Annotated in this window: 19 protein-coding genes and 1 riboswitch; of the genes, 9 read left to right on the forward strand and 10 right to left on the reverse strand. The window is 55.3% G+C overall.

Annotation, left to right across the window (positions count from 1 at the left end; translation table 11 throughout):
- Positions 1-11: 11 nt before the first annotated feature.
- Genes LCM21_RS06765 through LCM21_RS06785 form a run of 5 tightly spaced genes read right to left on the reverse strand, consistent with a single transcriptional unit; the run spans position 12 to position 4,064 of the window.
- On the reverse strand, positions 12-866 hold the full coding sequence (locus LCM21_RS06765; RefSeq protein ID WP_224889913.1) for a CheR family methyltransferase: 855 nt from the start codon (positions 864-866) through the stop codon (positions 12-14).
- Positions 866-1,330: a chemotaxis protein CheW gene (locus tag LCM21_RS06770; RefSeq protein WP_224889914.1), complete on the reverse strand. Its 465-nt coding sequence runs from the start codon at positions 1,328-1,330 to the stop codon at positions 866-868. The genes LCM21_RS06765 and LCM21_RS06770 overlap by 1 nt, the downstream gene beginning before the upstream one ends.
- Before the next feature lie 19 nt (positions 1,331-1,349).
- Positions 1,350-3,404, reverse strand: a complete 2,055-nt coding sequence (locus tag LCM21_RS06775; protein WP_224889915.1) for a chemotaxis protein CheA — start codon at positions 3,402-3,404, stop codon at positions 1,350-1,352.
- A gap of 1 nt (position 3,405) precedes the next feature.
- A complete protein-coding gene (locus tag LCM21_RS06780; protein WP_068332853.1) occupies positions 3,406-3,780 on the reverse strand; it encodes a response regulator in 375 nt (124 codons plus the stop codon).
- Positions 3,780-4,064, reverse strand: coding sequence for an STAS domain-containing protein (locus LCM21_RS06785; RefSeq protein WP_082677378.1), 285 nt, complete (start codon positions 4,062-4,064; stop codon positions 3,780-3,782). Before LCM21_RS06785 ends, LCM21_RS06780 begins: the two co-directional genes overlap by 1 nt.
- A gap of 302 nt (positions 4,065-4,366) precedes the next feature.
- Here LCM21_RS06785 and LCM21_RS06790 point away from each other — a divergent pair, with 302 nt between their 5' ends.
- The 4 genes from LCM21_RS06790 to LCM21_RS06805 all read left to right on the forward strand — a co-directional run bounded on the left by LCM21_RS06790 (position 4,367) and on the right by LCM21_RS06805 (position 8,865).
- Positions 4,367-5,416, forward strand: coding sequence for a GDP-mannose 4,6-dehydratase (locus LCM21_RS06790; RefSeq protein WP_224889916.1), 1,050 nt, complete (start codon positions 4,367-4,369; stop codon positions 5,414-5,416).
- A gap of 130 nt (positions 5,417-5,546) precedes the next feature.
- Positions 5,547-5,650: riboswitch (TPP riboswitch) on the forward strand.
- A gap of 32 nt (positions 5,651-5,682) precedes the next feature.
- The gene (gene thiB, locus LCM21_RS06795; protein WP_224889917.1) at positions 5,683-6,663 is read left to right on the forward strand and encodes a thiamine ABC transporter substrate binding subunit; all 981 of its coding nucleotides are present in this window, start codon (positions 5,683-5,685) and stop codon (positions 6,661-6,663) included.
- A complete protein-coding gene (locus LCM21_RS06800) occupies positions 6,639-8,186 on the forward strand; it encodes an ABC transporter permease family protein (protein WP_224889918.1) in 1,548 nt (515 codons plus the stop codon). The genes thiB and LCM21_RS06800 overlap by 25 nt, the downstream gene beginning before the upstream one ends.
- Entirely contained in the window at positions 8,173-8,865 is a 693-nt protein-coding gene (locus tag LCM21_RS06805) for a thiamine ABC transporter ATP-binding protein (RefSeq protein ID WP_224889919.1), read from the forward strand. Before LCM21_RS06800 ends, LCM21_RS06805 begins: the two co-directional genes overlap by 14 nt.
- Positions 8,866-8,984: 119 nt before the next feature.
- On the opposite strand, the gene LCM21_RS06810 is transcribed toward LCM21_RS06805, so the two are convergent.
- The 5 genes from LCM21_RS06810 to paaG all read right to left on the reverse strand — a co-directional run bounded on the left by LCM21_RS06810 (position 8,985) and on the right by paaG (position 13,012).
- On the reverse strand, positions 8,985-9,605 hold the full coding sequence (locus tag LCM21_RS06810; RefSeq protein ID WP_224889920.1) for an acyltransferase: 621 nt from the start codon (positions 9,603-9,605) through the stop codon (positions 8,985-8,987).
- A gap of 259 nt (positions 9,606-9,864) precedes the next feature.
- Positions 9,865-10,461, reverse strand: a complete 597-nt coding sequence (locus LCM21_RS06815) for a TetR/AcrR family transcriptional regulator (protein WP_224889921.1) — start codon at positions 10,459-10,461, stop codon at positions 9,865-9,867.
- A 3-nt stretch (positions 10,462-10,464) separates the two neighbouring features.
- The gene (gene paaK, locus LCM21_RS06820) at positions 10,465-11,775 is read right to left on the reverse strand and encodes a phenylacetate--CoA ligase PaaK (protein WP_224889922.1); all 1,311 of its coding nucleotides are present in this window, start codon (positions 11,773-11,775) and stop codon (positions 10,465-10,467) included.
- A gap of 23 nt (positions 11,776-11,798) precedes the next feature.
- Positions 11,799-12,224 (reverse strand): hydroxyphenylacetyl-CoA thioesterase PaaI, encoded by a 426-nt coding sequence (gene paaI, locus LCM21_RS06825; RefSeq protein WP_224889923.1) that lies wholly within the window; start codon positions 12,222-12,224, stop codon positions 11,799-11,801.
- Positions 12,225-12,226: 2 nt separating this feature from the next.
- Positions 12,227-13,012, reverse strand: a complete 786-nt coding sequence (paaG, locus tag LCM21_RS06830) for a 2-(1,2-epoxy-1,2-dihydrophenyl)acetyl-CoA isomerase PaaG (RefSeq protein ID WP_224889924.1) — start codon at positions 13,010-13,012, stop codon at positions 12,227-12,229.
- A gap of 103 nt (positions 13,013-13,115) precedes the next feature.
- Between paaG and LCM21_RS06835 the strand changes: the two genes are divergently transcribed.
- From LCM21_RS06835 to LCM21_RS06855, 5 genes are all read left to right on the forward strand, one after another.
- The gene (locus LCM21_RS06835) at positions 13,116-15,143 is read left to right on the forward strand and encodes an FAD-dependent oxidoreductase (protein ID WP_224889925.1); all 2,028 of its coding nucleotides are present in this window, start codon (positions 13,116-13,118) and stop codon (positions 15,141-15,143) included.
- Positions 15,144-15,220: 77 nt separating this feature from the next.
- Positions 15,221-16,243, forward strand: a complete 1,023-nt coding sequence (locus tag LCM21_RS06840) for a TRAP transporter substrate-binding protein (RefSeq protein ID WP_224889926.1) — start codon at positions 15,221-15,223, stop codon at positions 16,241-16,243.
- Positions 16,244-16,300: 57 nt separating this feature from the next.
- Positions 16,301-16,807 carry a TRAP transporter small permease gene (locus LCM21_RS06845; protein WP_224889927.1) on the forward strand — a complete coding sequence of 169 codons (507 nt, stop codon included), beginning with the start codon at positions 16,301-16,303 and terminating at the stop codon, positions 16,805-16,807.
- Positions 16,804-18,156: a TRAP transporter large permease gene (locus LCM21_RS06850; RefSeq protein WP_224889928.1), complete on the forward strand. Its 1,353-nt coding sequence runs from the start codon at positions 16,804-16,806 to the stop codon at positions 18,154-18,156. The genes LCM21_RS06845 and LCM21_RS06850 overlap by 4 nt, the downstream gene beginning before the upstream one ends.
- Entirely contained in the window at positions 18,156-19,343 is a 1,188-nt protein-coding gene (locus tag LCM21_RS06855; RefSeq protein WP_224889929.1) for a cytochrome P450, read from the forward strand. Before LCM21_RS06850 ends, LCM21_RS06855 begins: the two co-directional genes overlap by 1 nt.
- The last annotated feature ends 22 nt before the right edge of the window (positions 19,344-19,365 follow it).

Here is a 19,365-nt window from a genome sequence, read left to right on the forward strand (position 1 = left end):
TCTCGCCCCGGTCATGAAATTCGTTGATACGTGGTGATGCCGGTTCCTCTGAAGCGTTGAAGCGCCGGGCCTGAAAGCCTTTCAGAGTGTCCGAGGAACAGAAATCCATCCGGTGTCAGAGCGTTAGCGAAAGCCATCCACACGTCTTGTTGCGTCTCTTTGTCGAAGTAAATGGCGACATTTCGACAGAAAATCGCATCGAATTTGCCAGAAAACGGAAACGGCTTGATAAGGTTGAGTGTTCCGAACCGAACGAGGCTGGTCACTTCATCCGGCAGGCGCGGCGCAAGACTGCCGCCACCCGTTACAATGTTGGCGTAGACCTTGGGAATTTGGGCCAAGTCTTTCGGTCCATACTCTGCGGCAATCGCCTGACGTACAACAACCGGGTCGATATCTGTTCCCAAAACCTTGATATCCAGCTTGTGTGCATTTGGGCATAGAGCGTGCAGAACGATGGCAATCGAATAGGGTTCGGGTCCTGTAGAGCACCCCGCCGACCAAATTCTCACACGTTTACCGTTCTGTGCGGCATCCAAAAGTGGTGGAAGAACCTCATCCCTGAGCGTTTCGAAATGGTGCACTTCTCTGAAAAATTGCGTGACGTTGGTTGTCAGCAAACACAACAACTCGGTAGGTTCTTCTGCGGAACCCGCGTCATCCAGAATATCAAGGTAGTCTGAAAACGACCCGATCTGCAGACTCCGGAGCCGTCTTGATAATCGCGAACGAACCAAAGGTTTCTTGTTGTCCGACAGGCTGAGCCCGAAATGCTTTTTTGCGTAGACTGCAATCTTTGCGAACTCTCGATCACCAAGCTGAACTTCCTCGGTCGCGTTCGACGCAGCTGTTGATACAGATCGCATCAAACCTCGTCCTTGTCTGGAAATCCAACCGCGTTCAGGTTAACGATACGGATCATTTGCTCATTCTTTGAGATGATGCCCTGAATGAATTCCATCGTGTCTCGACTATCGACTGATGGCGTGTCTTGGATTTCTTCCGGATTGATCGAGATGATTTCCGAAACAGCCTCGGCTAGCAGCCCCAAAAGGTTGCCATCCAAGTTGACCACGATGACAACATCACGCTCACTTGCGTCGGACCGCGCCAAACCCAAGCGCGACGCCAAATCGTAGATCGGGATCACAGCACCGCGTAGGTTCATGACCCCCAGCACATAATGCGGGGCATGCGGCAAGATCGTAACCGGGGACCAGCGTCGTATCTCTCGAATCTGATTGATCCTGAGACAAAAGACCTGATCTGCCACAGAAAACGTAACGTATTCCTGAACGGCGCTGTGTTGTTCTTCTAGTTGTACCTGCATGTGAAATCCTCCTTTCACATTAAGCCAGAGCCTTGGCAGCCGGAGCTTCTGCCAATATGCTTTCGGGGTCCAAAATCATTGCGATCTTACCGTCTCCGAGTATTGTGGCCGCAGCCACACCGGCAGTTTCGCCACAAACTCCGTCCAGGCTCTTGATTACCACCTGCCTTTGGTCATGGATTGTATCGACCGCCAACGCACCGCAGCCTCCCATTTGCGTTTCCACCAACAAAAAGACGGCGTTCAGGGGATCGCGGCTTTCGGCGCGCAGGCCAAGCACTTGGGCAACATCGAAAATTGGTACAAAGCTGCCCCGGACCGAAAGCATGTTCTCTTTTGGACCAAGACAGTGAACTGCGCCCTCGGTTGCTCGGATTGTTTCGATGATCGAGGTTATGGGAACAACCATCGTTTGATCCGCAACGGACACCACCATCCCATCCATCACCGCCATCGTCAGTGGTAAAATGATGGTAAAGACCGTGCCCGCACCAGGTGTCGACGAAATGGTGATGCGACCGCCAAGCGCCATGACAGAGTTTCGCACAACATCCATTCCAACACCGCGCCCGGATAAATTTGAAACCTCTGAAGCAGTAGAAAATCCCGGCAGAAATAACAGGCTGTCTATCTCGCTGTCGGAAAGATCGGCGTCTCTGGGAATAAGATTTTTCTCAACGGCTATTTCCCGAATCTTCTCGCGGTTTAAGCCCGCTCCATCGTCTCTGATCTCTATGGAAACGCTTCCGGACCGGTGCGACGCCGTCAGGCGAATTTCACCATCCTTGGATTTTCCTGCGGCTAGCCTTGCCTCGGGTTTTTCGATGCCATGATCCACTGCATTGCGGAGGATGTGGGTCATCGGGTCCGTTAGGCGCTCGATTACGGTTTTGTCCACCTCGGTGGCGTCACCTTCTGTTACTAGCCGCGTTACTTTACCGGTCGCCGCTGAAGCCTCGCGCACAATTCTGGCCATGCGCTGAAACAAGGGTTTCACAGGTTGCGCACGGATGGCCATAACGCATTCCTGAATTTCCCGCGCCAGCGATTTGAAAGCTTCAAGTTCGTTTTCTACCGCGCGTAAGTCGTCTACATCCAGGTTGTGAATTTGCTGCGCAAGCATAGAGTGATTGATAATCAACTCTCCGACAGTATTGATAAGCCGATCCACCCGTTCAAGATCCACCCGGAGCGTCGAATTGGCAGCCTTGGCGTCCGGTTTCGCAGAAGCCTTGGCGTTGGGCGTTGAAGTGTTCGACGACTGTTTGGTGGGTTCCGAGGAATTGTCCTTGACAGTTGATGCATCAACAGAAGTATCCAATCCCAAGTCTTCTTTTGATCCGGCGACTTCTTCTGAGATTTCCAGATCGCACAGGCCGTGGACAAACTCGAAAACAGAATCGACGACGGCCTCGGACTTGTCTGTTGTGAGTCTGATCTCCCATGAAAGATATGCTTCTTCATGGTCAAATGATTCTAGCTTTGGCAGCCGGCTTTCGTCCAAAGTGACGTCGATCTCGCCCAATTCGGCCAATGCCTGGAACAGAAAGAGCGGCTCATTACCGCTGTCGTATAATGTCGCATGCGGACGGAAACGGATTAAAAATGAGGCTTGGCTTGGCTGATCGTCTGTAAAACCAAGGTCCAGCACCATCGGTTGAAAATCCGACAGGTCAACTTCTTCGCCAAGCCCTTCAGCTTCGAGGTAAGCTTGCAGCTCGTTTGTCACTGCACCGTGTGTTTCCGGGTCTGCAGGCTTGCCGCCCCGCGCTTCGACCACCAGATCGGATAAATTATCGCTGGCCCGTAAAAGCAGTTGCGCCAGTTTCCCATCGAGCTTCTGGTTTTCCGAGCGCAGGCCGTCGAACACTGTTTCAAACGTGTGGGCAAACCCCACCAGTTTATCGAGCCCAAAGGCGCCGGCCCCGCCTTTGATGGAATGAACGGCCCGAAAAACGGCGTTCACCGTCTCTCCGTCCCAATTTCCGTCATCAATGGCTGTAAGACCCTCATCAATCGCTTCGAGGAGTTCTTCGCATTCTTCAAAAAACGTGTCTTGAATTGAACTGCTCATGTTAACCCGCCATTCCTGCCACACGTTTGATGGCAAAGATCAGAGATTCGTCATCGAAGGGTTTACCAATCCAGCCTGTTGCGCCTGCGCCCCTCACACGGGCTTTCACCTCAGCCGAGCTTTCGGTAGTGAGCACAAGTATCGGAACCCGCGTTGCGATTTTCTTGCCGCGCAACGTTTCGATCACACCGTATCCGTCCATCCGAGGCATGTTTATGTCCGTGATCACGACATCCGGCTTTGTTTTTGCAAAGGTCTCTACACCTTCTTGACCATCTTCAGCGGTGATGACCTCGAAACCGGCCTCAGAAAGCGTCTCGCTCAGCAAGGAACGGATGGTTCTGGAGTCGTCAATCGCAAGTACTTTGGTTTTCATCAGATGCCCTCGAATTGAAATGTCGTTTCGCTTACGCCAAGGGTGCGCAGCGCATGTCGGCATTCATCGCCAACGCCTGTAAGAATGAAGCTTTGTTCGGCCTCCGCCCAATGGCGGCGAGCAGCAAGCAGGATTTGCAGGCAGCGGGTCGGAATGTGCCTCAGGTCCGAGCAATCAATCGAGACCGGTTGGATCGCCCCGATTTGCAGAAACTCGACCATCGGCCCAGTGTCGCCGGACGCTTCTGACTGCGTTAATTCATAAGTTCTAACAGGTTTGCTCATCTTAGACCGCTCGCTTCCGAATGCGTGCCAGAGACAACAGGCACTTCGAAGGTGATTAGCGGCCACGAATTAACATTTGCTTTCTCAAGTCCGAAGAAATGCGCAACTCACGTCTCTGACGTCGTGGTATCTCTTGCTGCCAATTGGTCCCTTTCCGGAACCAGCGCAATTTTGTGGCAATGCAACGTCAAACTATTCGAGAGGATGGCGAATTTGATGACCATCGCAATCTCTATGGTGGAAAATCCTGTTGTTCTGGCTCTAAATAGGGCCGGATTTTCGCCTATCGTGGGGACTGTGGCATGCAGAGTGTTCTTATCACCGGTTCGGCCGGTTTTATCGGCTTTCACCTGAGTAAGCTGCTGCTGGCACATGGCTTCCGAGTGGTCGGTCTGGATGACCTGAACGACTATTATGATGTTTCTCTGAAAGAGGCCCGCCATGACATGCTGTCCCGTGAGCCTGATGGTGAAAACTTCACTCCGGTGATTGGCAAAGTTGAAACCCCCGGTTTGCTGATGGATCTGTTCAGGGATCACGGGTTTGACTATGTCATCCACCTCGCGGCGCAGGCGGGTGTACGCTATTCGATCGAAAACCCGCGTTCTTATTTGGAAAGCAACCTGATCGGAACATTTGAAATTCTCGAAGCTGCGCGTGCTTATCCTTCGAAACATATGCTGCTGGCGTCAACGTCTTCGGCCTTTGGGGCCAATACCGAGATGCCCTACAAGGAAACACAGCGCGCGGATCACCAGATGTCGTTTTACGCCGCGACCAAGAAATCGACCGAGAGCATGGCGCATTCTTATGCGCATCTGTTCGATCTACCGGTCACTATGTTCCGCTTTTTTACCGTATATGGCCCTTGGGGCCGCCCGGACATGGCGCTGTTCAAGTTCACCAAGGCGATCCTCGAAGGCCTTCCGATCGACGTGTACAACCACGGCGACATGAAGCGTGATTTTACCTATGTCGAAGATTTGGTTGAGGCGATCCGCCTGTTGATGAATGCAATCCCCAAGCGCCCCGTGGATGGGCTGATACCGGAAGGGGACAGCCTGTCGCCCGTTGCCCCTTATCGGGTGGTGAATATCGGCAACAACGATTCCGTCCATCTGACTGCGTTTATAAAGGCCATTGAGGCGGCCACTGGCATTGAGGCAAAGAAAAATATGTTGCCAATGCAACCCGGTGATGTGCCCGCGACTTGGGCGGATGCTTCGCTGCTCAGGGATTTAACCGGGTATCAGCCCAAGACGTCAGTGGAGGAGGGCGTGGCAGAGTTCGTGAAATGGTATCGCGACTATTACCGCCCTAATGCCGCAGGTGCGGATCGGGCCAACGGATAGGGGCTTTTGGTCAAGCGCCTGAACCCTGATCGACCTCATGACGACAGTGGGGCTGGGTTCCCGTATGACGGCTTTATTACAAGTACGCACGTCAATCTGGTTGTCTTTTGTTCTGTTTCACCCTAACTAAAGCCGTACCTCGGGGTGCACAGTCTACCGTGCTGAGATGTCTTTGACGAACCCGTTGAACCTGAACCGGCTAGAACCGGCGGAGGGAAGGTTACGGTTTCATCCATCCTTGCCCTCTCGCCGCAATGGAGGATGATATGAAACATCTGATGATTGCTGCGGGAATTCTGAGCGCAACTTCGGCTATGGCGGCCGATACACCTCAGCTGACCGTTTATACCTATGACAGTTTTGTCTCGGATTGGGGTCCGGGGCCAAAGGTAGAAGAAGCTTTCGAAGCCCAATGCGACTGCGACCTGAACCTTGTCGGCGTTGAAGACGGCGCGACGTTGTTGTCGCGTGTTCGGCTTGAGGGTGCGAACTCGGATGCCGACTTGGTACTTGGCCTCGACACCAACCTGATCGCAGCGGCGAAGGAAACCGGGTTGTTTGCGCCCAGTTCAGTACGTGCCAAATACGATTTGCCGATCGAATGGGCGGATGACGTGTTCGTACCTTACGATTGGGGCTATTTCGCGTTTGTACATAATGCGGATGCGCCGGCACCGGCCAATTTCCGCGATCTGGCCGATAGTGAGGCCAAGATCATCATACAGGATCCCCGTTCATCAACACCGGGTCTGGGGCTGCTGTTGTGGGTCAAGGCGGCCTACGGAGATGATGCACCCGAAATCTGGGCAGGACTTGCCGACAATATCGTGACCGTAACCAAAGGCTGGTCCGAGGCCTACGGCCTGTTTCTGGACGGCGAAGCAGACATGGTCCTCAGCTACACCACGTCGCCCGCCTATCATCTCATCGCAGAACAGGATGACAGTAAGGCCGCGGCGGCCTTCGACGAAGGCCACTACATGCAGGTTGAGGTTGCAGCGAAACTGGCCGGAACCGATCAACCTGAACTGTCGGACCAGTTTCTGCAATTCATGGTCTCAGACACATTCCAGCAAATCATTCCAACCACGAACTGGATGTATCCGGCTGTAGTCCCCTCGACGGGATTGCCAGACGGCTTTGATGCATTGATCACTCCGGAAAAATCCCTGCTTTTCAGCGCTGATGAGGCGGCTTCTGTGCGGGATGAGGCGCTTACGGAATGGTTGGGCGCGCTCAGCCAGTAAGCACATGGCCGGGTGTTGGCGCGGCCGGGCTTGTTGCCGCGCTCATCCTGGGCACCCTTGCCGCAGTGGCCTTGCGCGCGGAAACGGCGGGCGGTTTCGGCCCAGCTGACTGGTCCGCGTTGCGCTTTACCTTGATTCAGGCAGTTTTGTCAGCGGTGTTCAGCGCGGCACTTGCCATCCCGGTCGCGCGGGCGCTTGCCCGACGCCGGTTTCGCGGGCGGCGGGTTCTTATTGCCTTGCTGGGTGCTCCGTTCATCCTGCCGGTCATCGTGGCGATCCTTGGGCTGTTGCAGGTCTTTGGGCGTGCGGGCTGGATATCGGATGTTTTGGGGCTGATTGGGTTGCCTCCGTTACGTATATATGGGTTACACGGGGTGGTGCTGGCCCATGTGTTTTTCAATCTGCCGCTGGCCACGCGCCTAATCCTGCAGGCGTGGCAAGAAATCCCTGCCGAACGATTTCGTCTGGCCGCGCAACTGGGCTGCGGCGGTGGCACTATGTTACGTCTGATCGAGCTTCCCATGCTAAGGCGTATTTTGCCCGGTGTTCTTGCCGTGATCTTCGCGATCTGCCTGACGAGTTTTGCGGTGGCGCTGACCCTGGGCGGAGGACCCCGGGCGACGACACTTGAACTCGCTATCTATCAAGCCTTTACATATGATTTCGATCTTGGCCGCGCAGCTCTGTTGTCTGCTTTGCAACTTGCCTTGACGGTTGCTGCCGCTTTGGCCGCGTTAAGGTTATCGCAGCGTGACGGGTTCGGCGCAGGTCTGGACCGTGCCATCCGTCGCTGGGACGGTGGCGCCCCCGTTGGCGATGCGTTCTGGATTGCAGCGGCAGCGGCGTTTCTTTTGCTGCCTCTGGCTGCCGTTGTAATCTCAGGTCTAGCTGGCCTGTTTGAGATGCCGATCCAGGTTCTTCGCGCCGCGCTGACCTCGGTGCTTGTCGCCTGCGTCAGTACGGTAGTGTTTCTGACGCTGGCGCTGCCGATGGCCTTCGCTGTTGCTGCCGGACGCTATGGAATAGTCGAGCTTAGCGGGATTTTGGGGCTGGCAGCTTCGCCGTTGGTTATTGGTACAGGTCTTTTCATCCTTATTCATCCGGTGGCGAACCCATCCACGCTGGCGCTGCCGGTGACGGCGCTTGTGAACGCGATTATGGCGCTGCCATTCGGCCTGCGTATTCTGGTGCCAGCCGCTCGAGAAGTGGTGACGCGGCACGGGCGACTGGCCCTTTCGCTGGACATGAACAAAAAGACCTTCTTCACTCTTGTTCTGCTTCCCCGCATGCGGCCGCAAATCCGGTTTGCCGCTGGCCTGTCGGCCGCTTTGTCGATGGGGGATCTTGGGGTGATTGCGTTATTTGCCGATCCACAGATCGCGACACTTCCGTTGCAGATCTACAGGCTGATGGGCGCGTACCAGATGCAAGCAGCCGCCGGAGCGGCGTTGTTGCTTTTACTGCTGTCGATGGGTGCATTCTGGCTTTTGGATCGCGGAGGGCGGCATCATGCTGAAACTTGACAACTGCGTTGTCCAAAACGGAAGCTTTTCGTTGCAGGCAGATTTCAGTGTTGAGACGGGTGCAAGCGTGGCCATTGTCGGCCCATCAGGGGCAGGCAAATCGACGCTGATTGAGGCGATCGCAGGGTTCCGCGATCTGACGCACGGGCAAATTTTTTGGGACGGAGAACTGATATCCAATCTAACCCCTGGCAAACGTCCGGTGGCGATGCTGTTTCAGGACGGAAATCTCTTTCCCCATCTGACGGTCGAACAGAATATTGCTTTAGGTCTGCGTCCAAATGGGCGTCTTTCAACCGAGGAACAAGCAGAGGTTCAGAACGCCCTGGATCGTGTCTCCTTGCGCGGACTGGGTGGAAGAAAACCTGCGGAACTGTCCGGCGGTCAACAAAGCCGTGTGGCACTGGCCCGGGTCCTTGTGCAACGTCGTCAGCTATTACTGCTGGATGAACCATTCGCGGCTTTGGGGCCTGCACTGAAAGCTGAGATGCTTGATCTTGTAGCCGGGTTGCTGGCTGAGACCGGAACCACTTTGTTGATGGTCAGCCATGACCCGCAAGACGCCCGCCGTATCACTCAAGAGACAATTCTTGTGGCCGAAAATCACGCGCATCCGCCTGCGCCAACATCGAACCTTTTTGACAAACCGCCACCCAGCCTACGTGACTATCTTGGGTAGGGACAAAGGGTGTTCTATTGCGCCAAAGGGGAGCGGTGTGGGCATAGACTAGGTATGTCTAGTTCAGCATCGCCTGATTGGGCTGCTTTGGCATTCCCACGCGTACATAGCACAGCGCTTTAATCTGTTTGCTGGTTTGCCAATCTATCCAACACCAATGGGTCAAATTCCGGCACGCGCACACGCCGTCGGTCCGGTTCGACGTTGCGCAACGGATCAACTGGAACAACTTCATCCGCTGCTCTGCGCGCAAGGTCCTGATAAACACTAGTCCCGCGGGTCTTCCAGTCGATTTCGGCCTCTGTCAAAGGTCGCAGGACCCGCGCGGGTGAGCCTGCGATCATCTGCCGTGGCTCAAAGACAGATTTTGCTTTCACAAAGCTGAGCGCGCCGACAATGCACTCCTGTCCGATCCGCACCTCGTCCATGATGACGCTGTTCATTCCGATCAGAACGTTTTCTTCCAGATGGCACCCGTGCAGCACGGCTCCGTGCCCGACATGGCCGAGCCGTTCAACGACCACATCCCGCCCTGGAAAACTGTGCAATACGCAGGTTTCCTGAATATTGGCGCCTTCTCCGATATCAATCCGCCCAAAGTCACCCCTAAGAACGGCTGCCGGACCGATATAGCAGCCCTCTGCGATGATTACGTCCCCGATGACAACAGCATCCGGATGCACAAACGTCGACGGCGCAACGACAGGGACGACACCATCAAAAGCGTAAAAACCACCCATTCCTTTAACCCTTTATCGATCAATGGCCGCGGTTTTGGCATGAAAAAAGCTACGACCGGCTGCGCTTACGCTGGCCGCGAACCTCAGCAATTGTCTGATGCAAACCGGCTGTCGAAAGCTGATATGATCTTGGCTTAACAAAATGTACATTTCCAATCTCGGGTCTCATCGTATTCGGCTGTTCAAAATCCCTGTCCCGGATGCAGCCTCTGAACTGAACCCAAGGATAACTTGTGGCGGCACAAAACGTGCGCTCCGCCTAAAGCTTTTGTATCCCGTGGACCGTCAGGGTACAGACCAGATTGGCATAGTCTTCGCGCGCCTTGGTTCCGGCCCCTGTGTTCCACATATAGTACCAGTTCAGCATCCCAAAGACGGACATCGTGGCACCGCGCAGCTTGACCTTGTCATTCCCCAAGGTTTCCGGAGAAAGCTCCCTTAGAATCTCGCGGATGAAGTTGACCATATCAATCTGATACTCGCGCAGTTTCTTTTGCTGCTCGTCCGTCAAAGCATTCATACCGCTGATTTGGACCCGGTGTTCGTCATCGGCCCCTTGGTACGCAAAGAGGATTTCGCGTACGGCTTTTCGCAGTTTTTCTTCTGGTCCCAGCCCGTCAAAATCCACATTGCAAATGCGGTCGCGCAGTTCACGAAGATAGGTTTCAAGGATGTCATACAGGATGGCGTCCTTACTATCGTAGTAATGGTAAATGTTCGCCTTGGAGATCCCGCATTCTTTTGCCAGCAGCGTCATAGAGGCGCGGTCAAACCCCTGGTCTGCAAAGATTTTCGCAGCTCTTGTGAGAATTTGTTCCCGCTTCTGGTCGTGGTCTTTGGCAATTGTCCGTGCCACGGCTCATTCCTTATCGCGGTTGTCTATGACGCGCTTCGCCTTGCCCTGAGAGCGTTCGACGTCGCCTGGATCACCTACAACAATTTCCGTTGAAACGCCAACCATGTCCTTGATGCGCTTGGTCAGCATTCGGGCTGCAGCCGTTTTGGACATCTCGTCGGTCGAGTCCGTCGACGCTTCGACAAACACCCGCATCGCATCCATGCGACCGGACTTGTAAAGCTCGATCTGATAGTAGGGTGCCAGCCCGCCGGTCGCCATAACCTGCTCTTCGATCTGGCTGGGGAAAACATTTACGCCCCGCAAGATCATCATGTCGTCACTACGGCCGGTTATTTTTGCCATCCGTCGCATGGACCGCGCAGTGCCGGGAAGCAGGCAGGTCAGATCGCGCGTGCGATAGCGGATCATGGGCAAGCCTTCTTTGGTCAAGGTCGTAAACACAAGCTCGCCCGTTTGGCCGTCCGGTAGAACTTCGCCAGTGGCGGGGTCGATGATCTCCGGAAGGAAGTGATCCTCCCATATCACAGGGCCATCCTTCGTTTCGACGCATTCGCTTGCGACGCCGGGGCCCATGATTTCAGAAAGGCCATAGATGTCGACAGCATGCATATCGAACGCAGCTTCGACTTCAGCACGCATGGCGTCTGTCCAAGGCTCAGCGCCAAAAATCCCGACCTTGAGAGAGCTTTTTCTGGGGTCGAGTCCCACTTTGTGAAACTGTTCAAGGATATTGAGCATGTAGGAAGGGGTCACCATGATCCCATCGGGTTGGAAATCCGATATCAAGCCGACTTGCTTTTCGGTCTGACCCCCGCTCATCGGAACAACGGTCGCGCCCAGGCGTTCGATCCCGTAATGCGCGCCCAGGCCGCCAGTAAACAGGCCATAGCCATAGGCGTTGTGGACCATATCGCCCTTTCGCAACCCTGCCGCGCGCAGCGAACGCGCGACCAGATCTGCCCAATTGTCGATGTCGCCCTTGGTATAGCCCACCACTGTCGGTTTACCGGTCGTGCCTGATGACGCATGCAGCCGGATTAGCTCACTCCGTGGTACTGCAAACAGGCCAAAGGGGTAGTTGTCGCGAAGATCGTTTTTGTACGTGAACGGAAACTTAGACAGGTCACTGAGCTGTTGGAGGTCATCGGGGCGTACGCCAGCTTCGTCAAAGCGCTGCTTGTACATCGACACGTTTTCGTACGCGTGCCGCAGCGACCATTTCAGGCGTTCAAGCTGAGTCGCTCGGATTTCATCAATCGAGGCGATTTCTATCGGGTCCAAATCGCCTTTGTTCGGGGACATGTCATCCATTGCGTTGCTCCTTCTGCGTCGTTCTATTCGTCAAAATTCTGACCGCCGATTGCACGGGACATTCCGCGGAATTCGGCGATAGTGATGTTGTCCTGATTGGTGATGCGCACATCATAGATCCCGCTGCGACCCGCCACGGCGGTTTCTGTGGCTCTCGCAGTCAGGTGGTCACCTCGTTTTGCGGGTGCGAGATAACTCATCATCGTGTGTTGTCCGACGGTCGCCACGTTTCGGCTGTTGCAGGCAAAGGCAAAGGCGCTGTCTGCTAGGGCGTGCGTGACACCGCCATGGCAGATACCGTGCCCGTTGCAATGATGAGGCGCGACAGTCAGCGCCAGAACGGCGCGACCTTCGTCGACATCGACAAGGTCCATACCGAACCACTTGCTGGCTTCGTCATTGGCCCACATCACAGCGGCTGATTTGGCGGCGCGTTCTTTCGGGGTCATCGTTATTTTCCCTGAAACCGTGGCGCGCGTTTTTCGAGGAAGCTGGACACGCCTTCGGCATAATCCGTGCTTTCCCCACAGATTTTCATAGCGTCCGCTTCGATCTCAAGATGATCCGAAAGCGTGTTGGTCGCAGCAGCCTGAATGCACTGTTTGGTCTTGCCCAACCCAAGGGTCGGACCTTCGGCGAATTGACTTGCCAAAGAACGGGCCTCGGTCAGCAATTGCTCATCTGGCAGCGCTTTCCAGATCAGGCCCCAGTCTTCCGCTTGCTTCGCGGGCAAGGGTTGGGCCGTTAACGCCAGCCCTTTGGCTCGTGCCTCACCCAGCAGGCGAGGCAGGTGCCAGCTGCCACCAGTGTCAGGGATCAGGCCGACCTTGGCGAAACTCTGAATGAATTTGGCACTTTCACCGGCCAACACCATATCGCAGGCCAATGCCAGATTGGCTCCAGCACCGGCGGCAACCCCATTAACGGCACAAATGACCGGGAAGTTCAGTGAGCGGATCAAACGCACCAATGGCGCATAGTAGGTCCTCACGGTCTTACCCAGATCAGGAGGGCTGTCCATTTTTGATGGGTCACGGTCGCCAAGATCCTGCCCGGCGCAAAAGCCACGCCCTGCGCCTGTTAACAAAATCGCGCGCGCACCGTTGTCGCGTGCGGATTTCAGCGCATCCTGAAGCGCGTTGTGCATCTCATCGTTGAAGGAATTCAGCTTGTCGGGACGATTCAGGGTGATTTCAACCCAGTTTCCGTGATCTTCCACAAGAATCGTATCGCTCATAACCGTTCTACCTGATGTCGTTATAATTTAATCATTGCATTAACCGAACGGTTGGTCAATATATATACGAGTTTCGAATCTGAACCGTTTTAAGGGCATGGCAATGTCGCACTCGTCACTTGTGGCTGTTGAATTTAAAGGCGATGTTGCGTGGGTGACCATCGACAATCCGCCAGTGAATGCAACGTCGATTGGTGTCCGACAGGGGCTGGCGGACGCAGTTGCTGCTGTCAGAGGTGCGCGTGCGGCAGTGCTGCGATGCGCCGGTAAAACCTTTATCGCAGGCGGCGACATGACCGAATTCGATAGCGCACCGGTCGAGCCGCACTTGCCCGACGTTGTTCAGCTGATTGAAGACAGCGAGGTTCCGTTCATCGCCTGTATGCACGGAAACGTTCTGGGTGGCGGTTTCGAGGTGGCTATGGCGTGCGCATGGCGGATTGCGGCACCAGGCACTGGATTTGGACTGCCGGAAGTCAAAGTGGGGCTGATCCCCGGCGCAGGTGGAACGCAACGTTTGCCGCGCCTTATAGGGATGGAAGCAGCGATTGACATGGCTTGCACGGGCAAAGTTCTAACGGCTGAGGCTATCCAGCAGCTAGGCGGCGTCGATCTGGTGGCTGAAGATCTTGAAGCCGCGGTTGAGAGCTTTGTTGCTGACTTGCCGGAACGCCCGGTGCCGGTTAGTCAGCGCCCTGTTCCCGAATTCGCGCCTGATCTAATTGAAACCTCTGGCGAGGCATTGAAAAAGCGCGCCAAAGGACAACAGGAGCCGCTGGAAGTCCTGACCGCGCTAAGCTGGGCCACTGAGCCATTCACCGCAGCACAACCGAAAGAGCGCGCCCTTCACCTGGCGCTGCGCGATAGTGCGGAGAGCCGGGCTTTGCGGTACGCATTCTTCGCCGAACGAGTCGTGTCCAAACCGTCATTGATCAAAGACATCGATGCGCGTGAAATCCGTCGCTTAGCCGTTGTTGGCGGTGGTTTGATGGGTGCTGGGATCGCCACCGCTGCCTTGAGCAGCGGTTTGTCCGTCACGTTAATCGAACGCGACACTGAAGCCGCATCAGCGGCCCGCGATCGGGTTGAAGGCTTGCTGAAGGGTGCGGTCAAACGCGGAAAGATGAACGAGTCCGAATTGCAGAATGGCTTGTCCCGGTTTCACGCCGTTGACAGCTATGCCGAGGCAGCCGACGCACAATTGGCGATCGAAGCGGTGTTCGAGGACATGACGGTGAAGCAGCAGGTCTTTGCAGAACTGGCGCAGAATATGGACGCCAACACCATTCTTGCTACCAACACCTCCTACCTCGACCCAGTCGAAATATTTGCAGGCATTGAGAATCAAGCGCGTTGCATCGGTTTGCATTTCTTCAGTCCGGCCCACGTCATGAAGCTGCTTGAGATCGTGCATACCCCGCACACGGCACCCGAAGTCGTGGCCACCGGATTTGCGCTTGGCAAGAGGTTGCGTAAGGTGTCGGTTCTGTCGGGCATTTGCGACGGGTTCATCGGAAACCGAATGCTGTCCGCCTATCGGCGTGAGGCAGACTATCTGCTGGCAGACGGGGCGCTGCCTTACCAAATAGATCAGGCGATGCGGGACTTTGGAATGCCAATGGGGCCGTATGAGCTGCAGGATCTGACCGGGCTACAGATCGCTTGGGCCAATCGCAAACGCAACGCGACCACGCGCGATCCGAACGAACGTTATGTCCCCATCGCGGACCAATTGTGCGAGATGGAGCGATTTGGTCAGCGTGCAGGCAAAGGTTGGTACCGATACGAAAAGGGGGACCGGACACCGATCCGAGATCCCGAAGTTGAGGCTTTGATCGAAGACTATTCTGCGGAACAGAGTATAACCCGCCGGGTCTTCTCGGCAGAGGCTATATCTTCTCGCATGCTGGCTGTGTTGGCCAATGAGGGTCGCTTGATCATTGAAGAAGGCGTCGCCGAAAACGCCGAAGCTGTGGATATGGTTCAGGTTCATGGCTACGGTTTTCCACGCTGGCGCGGGGGACCAATGAATTACCAAAATGAAATCGGTGATAAGGTGTCTCGTGCAATGATGGATATTGTAGATGCTGAAAGTCCTGGCTCATGGAGGGTTGCGCGAGGAGACTGTTAAGGCGCGCAACTCACTTACTGCATTTAAGCCCGGTTCATGGGCTTTGAACTCAAATTGCCATAATCAGGGAGGATCCAATGGCTAAGTTTACAAAACTCACTTCGCTTCTGGCCGGTGCGACACTGGCGTTGACTGGTTCTGCGGTTTTTGCCGCTGACTACACGCTGACCATTTCCAGCTGGGCACCACCAACCCACGGCATCAACGCCAAGATGTGGCCGAAATTCGTCGAGATGGTGGAAGAGGCCACAGATGGACAGGTCACGGCCGAATTGAAGCTTGGCATTGCACCGCCGCCTGCGCAGATGGATCTGATCATGGATGGCGCGGCGGACGCTTCGATCATCTTTCATGGCTACCAGCCGGGTCGTTTCGTGACCACTAAACTGATCGAATTGCCCGGTTTCGAGGGGTCGGCCGAGGCGGCATCGGTTGCCTATTGGCGTGCTTATGAGAAGTACCTCAAAGAAGCAGATGAGCATCGGGGTGTGAAAGTTATTGCCCTGCACACCCACGGTCCGGCCCAATTGCATACCAGCAACGCGGTAACCTCATTGGACGAGGTATCGGGGCTGAAGGTTCGCATTCCTGGCGGCGTTGGAGGTGATGTCGGTACGGCGCTGGGTGCGACGGGTATCCAGGTGCCGGCCCCGAAGGTGTACGAAACTCTGGCTTCGAAGGCGGCAGATGGTGTTGTGATGCCATTTGAATCCCGCAAAGGCTTTAAACTGACCGAAGTGGCGCAGAACGTTTACGAAGTTCCGGGCGGCCTTTATCGCGGGTCTTTTGCCTTTATCATGAACGAGGACACGTTTGCCGATCTGCCTGCCGATCTTCAGCAGGCGCTGGAAGAGAATGTTTTCGGCGAGCCGTTGAGCCGCGAAATCGGGAAAATCTGGGATGAGATTGATACGATTGGTCGCGAAGAAACCGAAGGCACGGAAGGCAACGCAATCAACACGGCATCTGCGGAAGACCTTGAAAAGTTCAATGCGATCGCCGTCGATGTGCGCACCAAGGTCATTGACGAAGTCAACGGAGCCGGTGTCGATGCTCAGGCGGCATACGACATGATCGTACAGGAAATGGCCGCGCAATAACGCGACCCGGTTGGCGGTATCAGACCGCCAACCAATTCGCTCCGACGGGGACTCAAAATGCAATCTCTCGTAACACTTGCGCGCCGCATCAGTGTTTTTCCAACGCTGATGGCTTGTGTGGCGCTGTTTATCCTTATGGTCATGACGTTTTGTGACGTTGTCCTTCGGTCCGTGTTCAACGCGCCGATCGAAGCGGCGACCGAGCTGACGCGCATTCTAATGGCGATCCTCGTTTTCTCGGTTCTTCCGATGATCTCAGCTGGTAAGGGCCAAATTGCGGTCGACCTGACGGATGGAGTGTTTTCCCGACTTCGTCTGAGCCGTGCACGGGATGCAATTGTCTATCTGATCTCGGGCATCATTCTTTTCTGGCCCATTCAAAGGGTCTGGGTTCTGGCTGAACGGGCGCGGGACTACGGTGACGTTACCGAGTATTTGGCGATCCCCGTTTTCTATGTCGGCTGGTTCATTGCTGCGTCCACCGCAATCACGGCCGTTGCGATGATTGTTACCGGCCTTCTTTATATCTTCGCCCCCCATACTTTGTCGGAGCACCACCAATGACTGCCGCGCTGATCGGTTTTGCCCTTGTTCTAGTTCTCGTGCTTCTGCGCTTGCCGATTGTTTTCGCAATGGGCCTCGTCGGGACGCTGGGTTTTGCATACGAGCGTGGAGGCAGCATTTTCTCGGAGCGCGGCCTGAAGGCAGCAATGTCCATGGTAGGCCGCCAGATCACTGACACGGCGCAAGACTACGGCCTTTCGGTTATTCCGCTGTTTATCCTGATGGGATTGTTCGTGAACAAGGGCGGGCTTGCCCGCGAACTTTATGCCGTATCAAACGCATTTCTGGGCCATTTCAAAGGTGGGATCGCGATGGCCACAGTCGCAGCCTGTGGTGGGTTCTCAGCCATCTGCGGCTCGTCCTTGGCAACAGCGGCAACGATGTCCAAAGTCGCCATGCCGGAAATGCGCCGCTATCGGTATTCGGATGAGCTGTCGACCGCCTCGATTGCGGCAGGGGGCACGCTTGGTATTCTGATCCCACCGTCCGTGATCCTTGTTATCTACGGTTTGTTAACCGAAACATCCATCGGCAAGCTGTTTGTCGCGGGTATCATTCCCGGCGTTTTAGGCATCCTTTTGTACCTGTTTGCCGTCCGCTGGACCGTCTGGCGCAATCCAGAATCCGGCCCGGCCGGTGAGAAACACGGTTGGGGCGATCGGTTGTCAGCGTTGCGTTCGGTGTGGGCGGTTTTGTTGCTGTTCTTCTTGGTCATCGGTGGGCTTTACGGTGCCTTCGATTTCCACCCTTTGAACCTGACGTTCAGCCCGACGGAAGCGGCCGGCATGGGGGCTATGGGGGCCTTCTTGATCGCTTTGTCGCGTGGCGGGTTGAGCCTGTCTTCGACTTTCGAGGTTCTGAAAGAAACAACCTACACCGCTGCGGCTTTGTTCTCGGTTTTGATCGGGGCTCAGATATTTTCGAACTTCATCAACCTTGCAGGTTTGCCCGAAGCGCTGATCGCATTGGTCACGGCATATGACGTGGAACCTTTCGTGGTGATCCTGATGATCCTGGGCATCTACATCATCCTGGGCTGCGTGTTTGAGTCGCTGTCAATGCTCTTGCTGACCGTACCGATCTTTTTCCCGCTGGTGACGTCACTGGGGTATGATCCGATCTGGTTTGGCATCGTGGTTGTCGTCGTGACGGAAATCAGTCTGATCACCCCGCCAGTTGGTCTGAACGTGTTCATCCTGAAAGGTGTCGTTGGGGATGTTTCGACCGGAACGATCTTCAAAGGTGTTACTCCGTTCTGGATCGCCGACATCTTCCGCCTGGCTTTGATCGTCCTGATACCTTGGCTGGTGCTGGTCCTGCCCGAGCATATGGGGGCGATGGGTCACTGATGTTCTCACTGACTTCGCTTCCGGTTGGGTTTCACGAAGACCCTTATCCAGCCTATACCGCCTTGCGCGAAGAGACACCGGTTTGCCCTCAGCCCGATGGCTCGGTGATCCTGTCGCGTTACGAGGATCTGGATCTGGTTTACCGAGACACAACCCGGTTTATCTCGGACAAGAAGGCGGTGTTTGGCCCAAAGTTCGGGGTCGGCAGTCCGCTATACGAGCATCACACCAACAGTTTGGTGTTCAACGATCCGCCTCTGCACACCCGTGTTCGAAAGGTGATGGTCGGCGCGATGAATCCGCGCGCTTTGGCGCAGATGGAACCGGGCTTGATCACGCTTGTCGATAGCTTACTGGACCAGATGCAGGCCAAGAGTACGGTCGAGTTGATTGAGGATTTCGCGGGGGCGATTCCGATTGAAATCATCGGCAACCTGTTGGGTATTCCCAGATCCGAGCGCGGGCCCTTGCGCGACTGGTCCTTAGCAATACTCGGCGCATTGGAGCCGGAACTGACGCCGGAACAGGAAGAGTGGGGCAACCGCGCAGTCTCGGAATTCAAGGCGTTCCTTCGACATATCATTGATGACCGAAGATCCAATCCCGGCAACCCCGAGACGGATGTTCTGACACGGCTGATACAGGATGACTCGGATGGTGGTCTGACTGAGGTCGAGCTGTATCAAAACTGCATCTTCGTCCTGAATGCAGGGCATGAAACGACGACGAACCTAATTGGCAATGCGCTGGAGCTTCTGGATCGGCACCGCGACAAACGAACCGAGTTGCTGAGCAGTCCCGACGTGATCTCCACGGCAGTGGATGAGTTCTTGCGCTTGGAAAGCCCGAACCAGTTTGGGAACCGTTTGACTACTGAAGATGTAACGTTTCACGGTTTCACCATTCCGGCGGGTACGGATATTCACCTGTGCATAGGGGCCGCCAACCGCGACCCACGGCAGTTTGAGCGGCCCGACGATATGCTGTTGGACCGCCGACCCAACAAGCACCACGCGTTTGCCGGTGGTCCGCACACGTGCGTCGGTCTGACTCTGGCCCGGATTGAGGGCAAGATTGCAGTCAGCCGGTTTTTGGACCGCTTTCCAGATTATCAGATCACCGACGGGGCCAAACGCGGAGGGCGTATTCGATTTCGCGGGTTCGCCCGGCTACCCGCGCAGGTTTGAGGTGGCCAAGGCAAGAAAAAGT

It is taken from the genome of Ruegeria profundi (assembly GCF_020171505.1).
GTDB lineage: Bacteria > Pseudomonadota > Alphaproteobacteria > Rhodobacterales > Rhodobacteraceae > Ruegeria > Ruegeria profundi.

What these genes read in the sequence shown, in the direction of transcription:
- LCM21_RS06765 (WP_224889913.1), bottom strand. Translation starts at nt 866, where the DNA reads ATGCGATCTGTATCAACAGCTGCGTCGAACGCGACCGAGGAAGTTCAG.
- LCM21_RS06770 (WP_224889914.1), bottom strand. Translation starts at nt 1,330, where the DNA reads ATGCAGGTACAACTAGAAGAACAACACAGCGCCGTTCAGGAATACGTT.
- LCM21_RS06775 (WP_224889915.1), bottom strand. Translation starts at nt 3,404, where the DNA reads ATGAGCAGTTCAATTCAAGACACGTTTTTTGAAGAATGCGAAGAACTC.
- LCM21_RS06780 (WP_068332853.1), bottom strand. Translation starts at nt 3,780, where the DNA reads ATGAAAACCAAAGTACTTGCGATTGACGACTCCAGAACCATCCGTTCC.
- LCM21_RS06785 (WP_082677378.1), bottom strand. Translation starts at nt 4,064, where the DNA reads ATGAGCAAACCTGTTAGAACTTATGAATTAACGCAGTCAGAAGCGTCC.
- LCM21_RS06790 (WP_224889916.1), top strand. Translation starts at nt 4,367, where the DNA reads ATGCAGAGTGTTCTTATCACCGGTTCGGCCGGTTTTATCGGCTTTCAC.
- thiB (WP_224889917.1), top strand. Translation starts at nt 5,683, where the DNA reads ATGAAACATCTGATGATTGCTGCGGGAATTCTGAGCGCAACTTCGGCT.
- LCM21_RS06800 (WP_224889918.1), top strand. Translation starts at nt 6,639, where the DNA reads ATGGTTGGGCGCGCTCAGCCAGTAAGCACATGGCCGGGTGTTGGCGCG.
- LCM21_RS06805 (WP_224889919.1), top strand. Translation starts at nt 8,173, where the DNA reads ATGCTGAAACTTGACAACTGCGTTGTCCAAAACGGAAGCTTTTCGTTG.
- LCM21_RS06810 (WP_224889920.1), bottom strand. Translation starts at nt 9,605, where the DNA reads ATGGGTGGTTTTTACGCTTTTGATGGTGTCGTCCCTGTCGTTGCGCCG.
- paaK (WP_224889922.1), bottom strand. Translation starts at nt 11,775, where the DNA reads ATGGATGACATGTCCCCGAACAAAGGCGATTTGGACCCGATAGAAATC.
- paaI (WP_224889923.1), bottom strand. Translation starts at nt 12,224, where the DNA reads ATGACCCCGAAAGAACGCGCCGCCAAATCAGCCGCTGTGATGTGGGCC.
- paaG (WP_224889924.1), bottom strand. Translation starts at nt 13,012, where the DNA reads ATGAGCGATACGATTCTTGTGGAAGATCACGGAAACTGGGTTGAAATC.
- LCM21_RS06835 (WP_224889925.1), top strand. Translation starts at nt 13,116, where the DNA reads ATGTCGCACTCGTCACTTGTGGCTGTTGAATTTAAAGGCGATGTTGCG.
- LCM21_RS06840 (WP_224889926.1), top strand. Translation starts at nt 15,221, where the DNA reads ATGGCTAAGTTTACAAAACTCACTTCGCTTCTGGCCGGTGCGACACTG.
- LCM21_RS06845 (WP_224889927.1), top strand. Translation starts at nt 16,301, where the DNA reads ATGCAATCTCTCGTAACACTTGCGCGCCGCATCAGTGTTTTTCCAACG.
- LCM21_RS06850 (WP_224889928.1), top strand. Translation starts at nt 16,804, where the DNA reads ATGACTGCCGCGCTGATCGGTTTTGCCCTTGTTCTAGTTCTCGTGCTT.
- LCM21_RS06855 (WP_224889929.1), top strand. Translation starts at nt 18,156, where the DNA reads ATGTTCTCACTGACTTCGCTTCCGGTTGGGTTTCACGAAGACCCTTAT.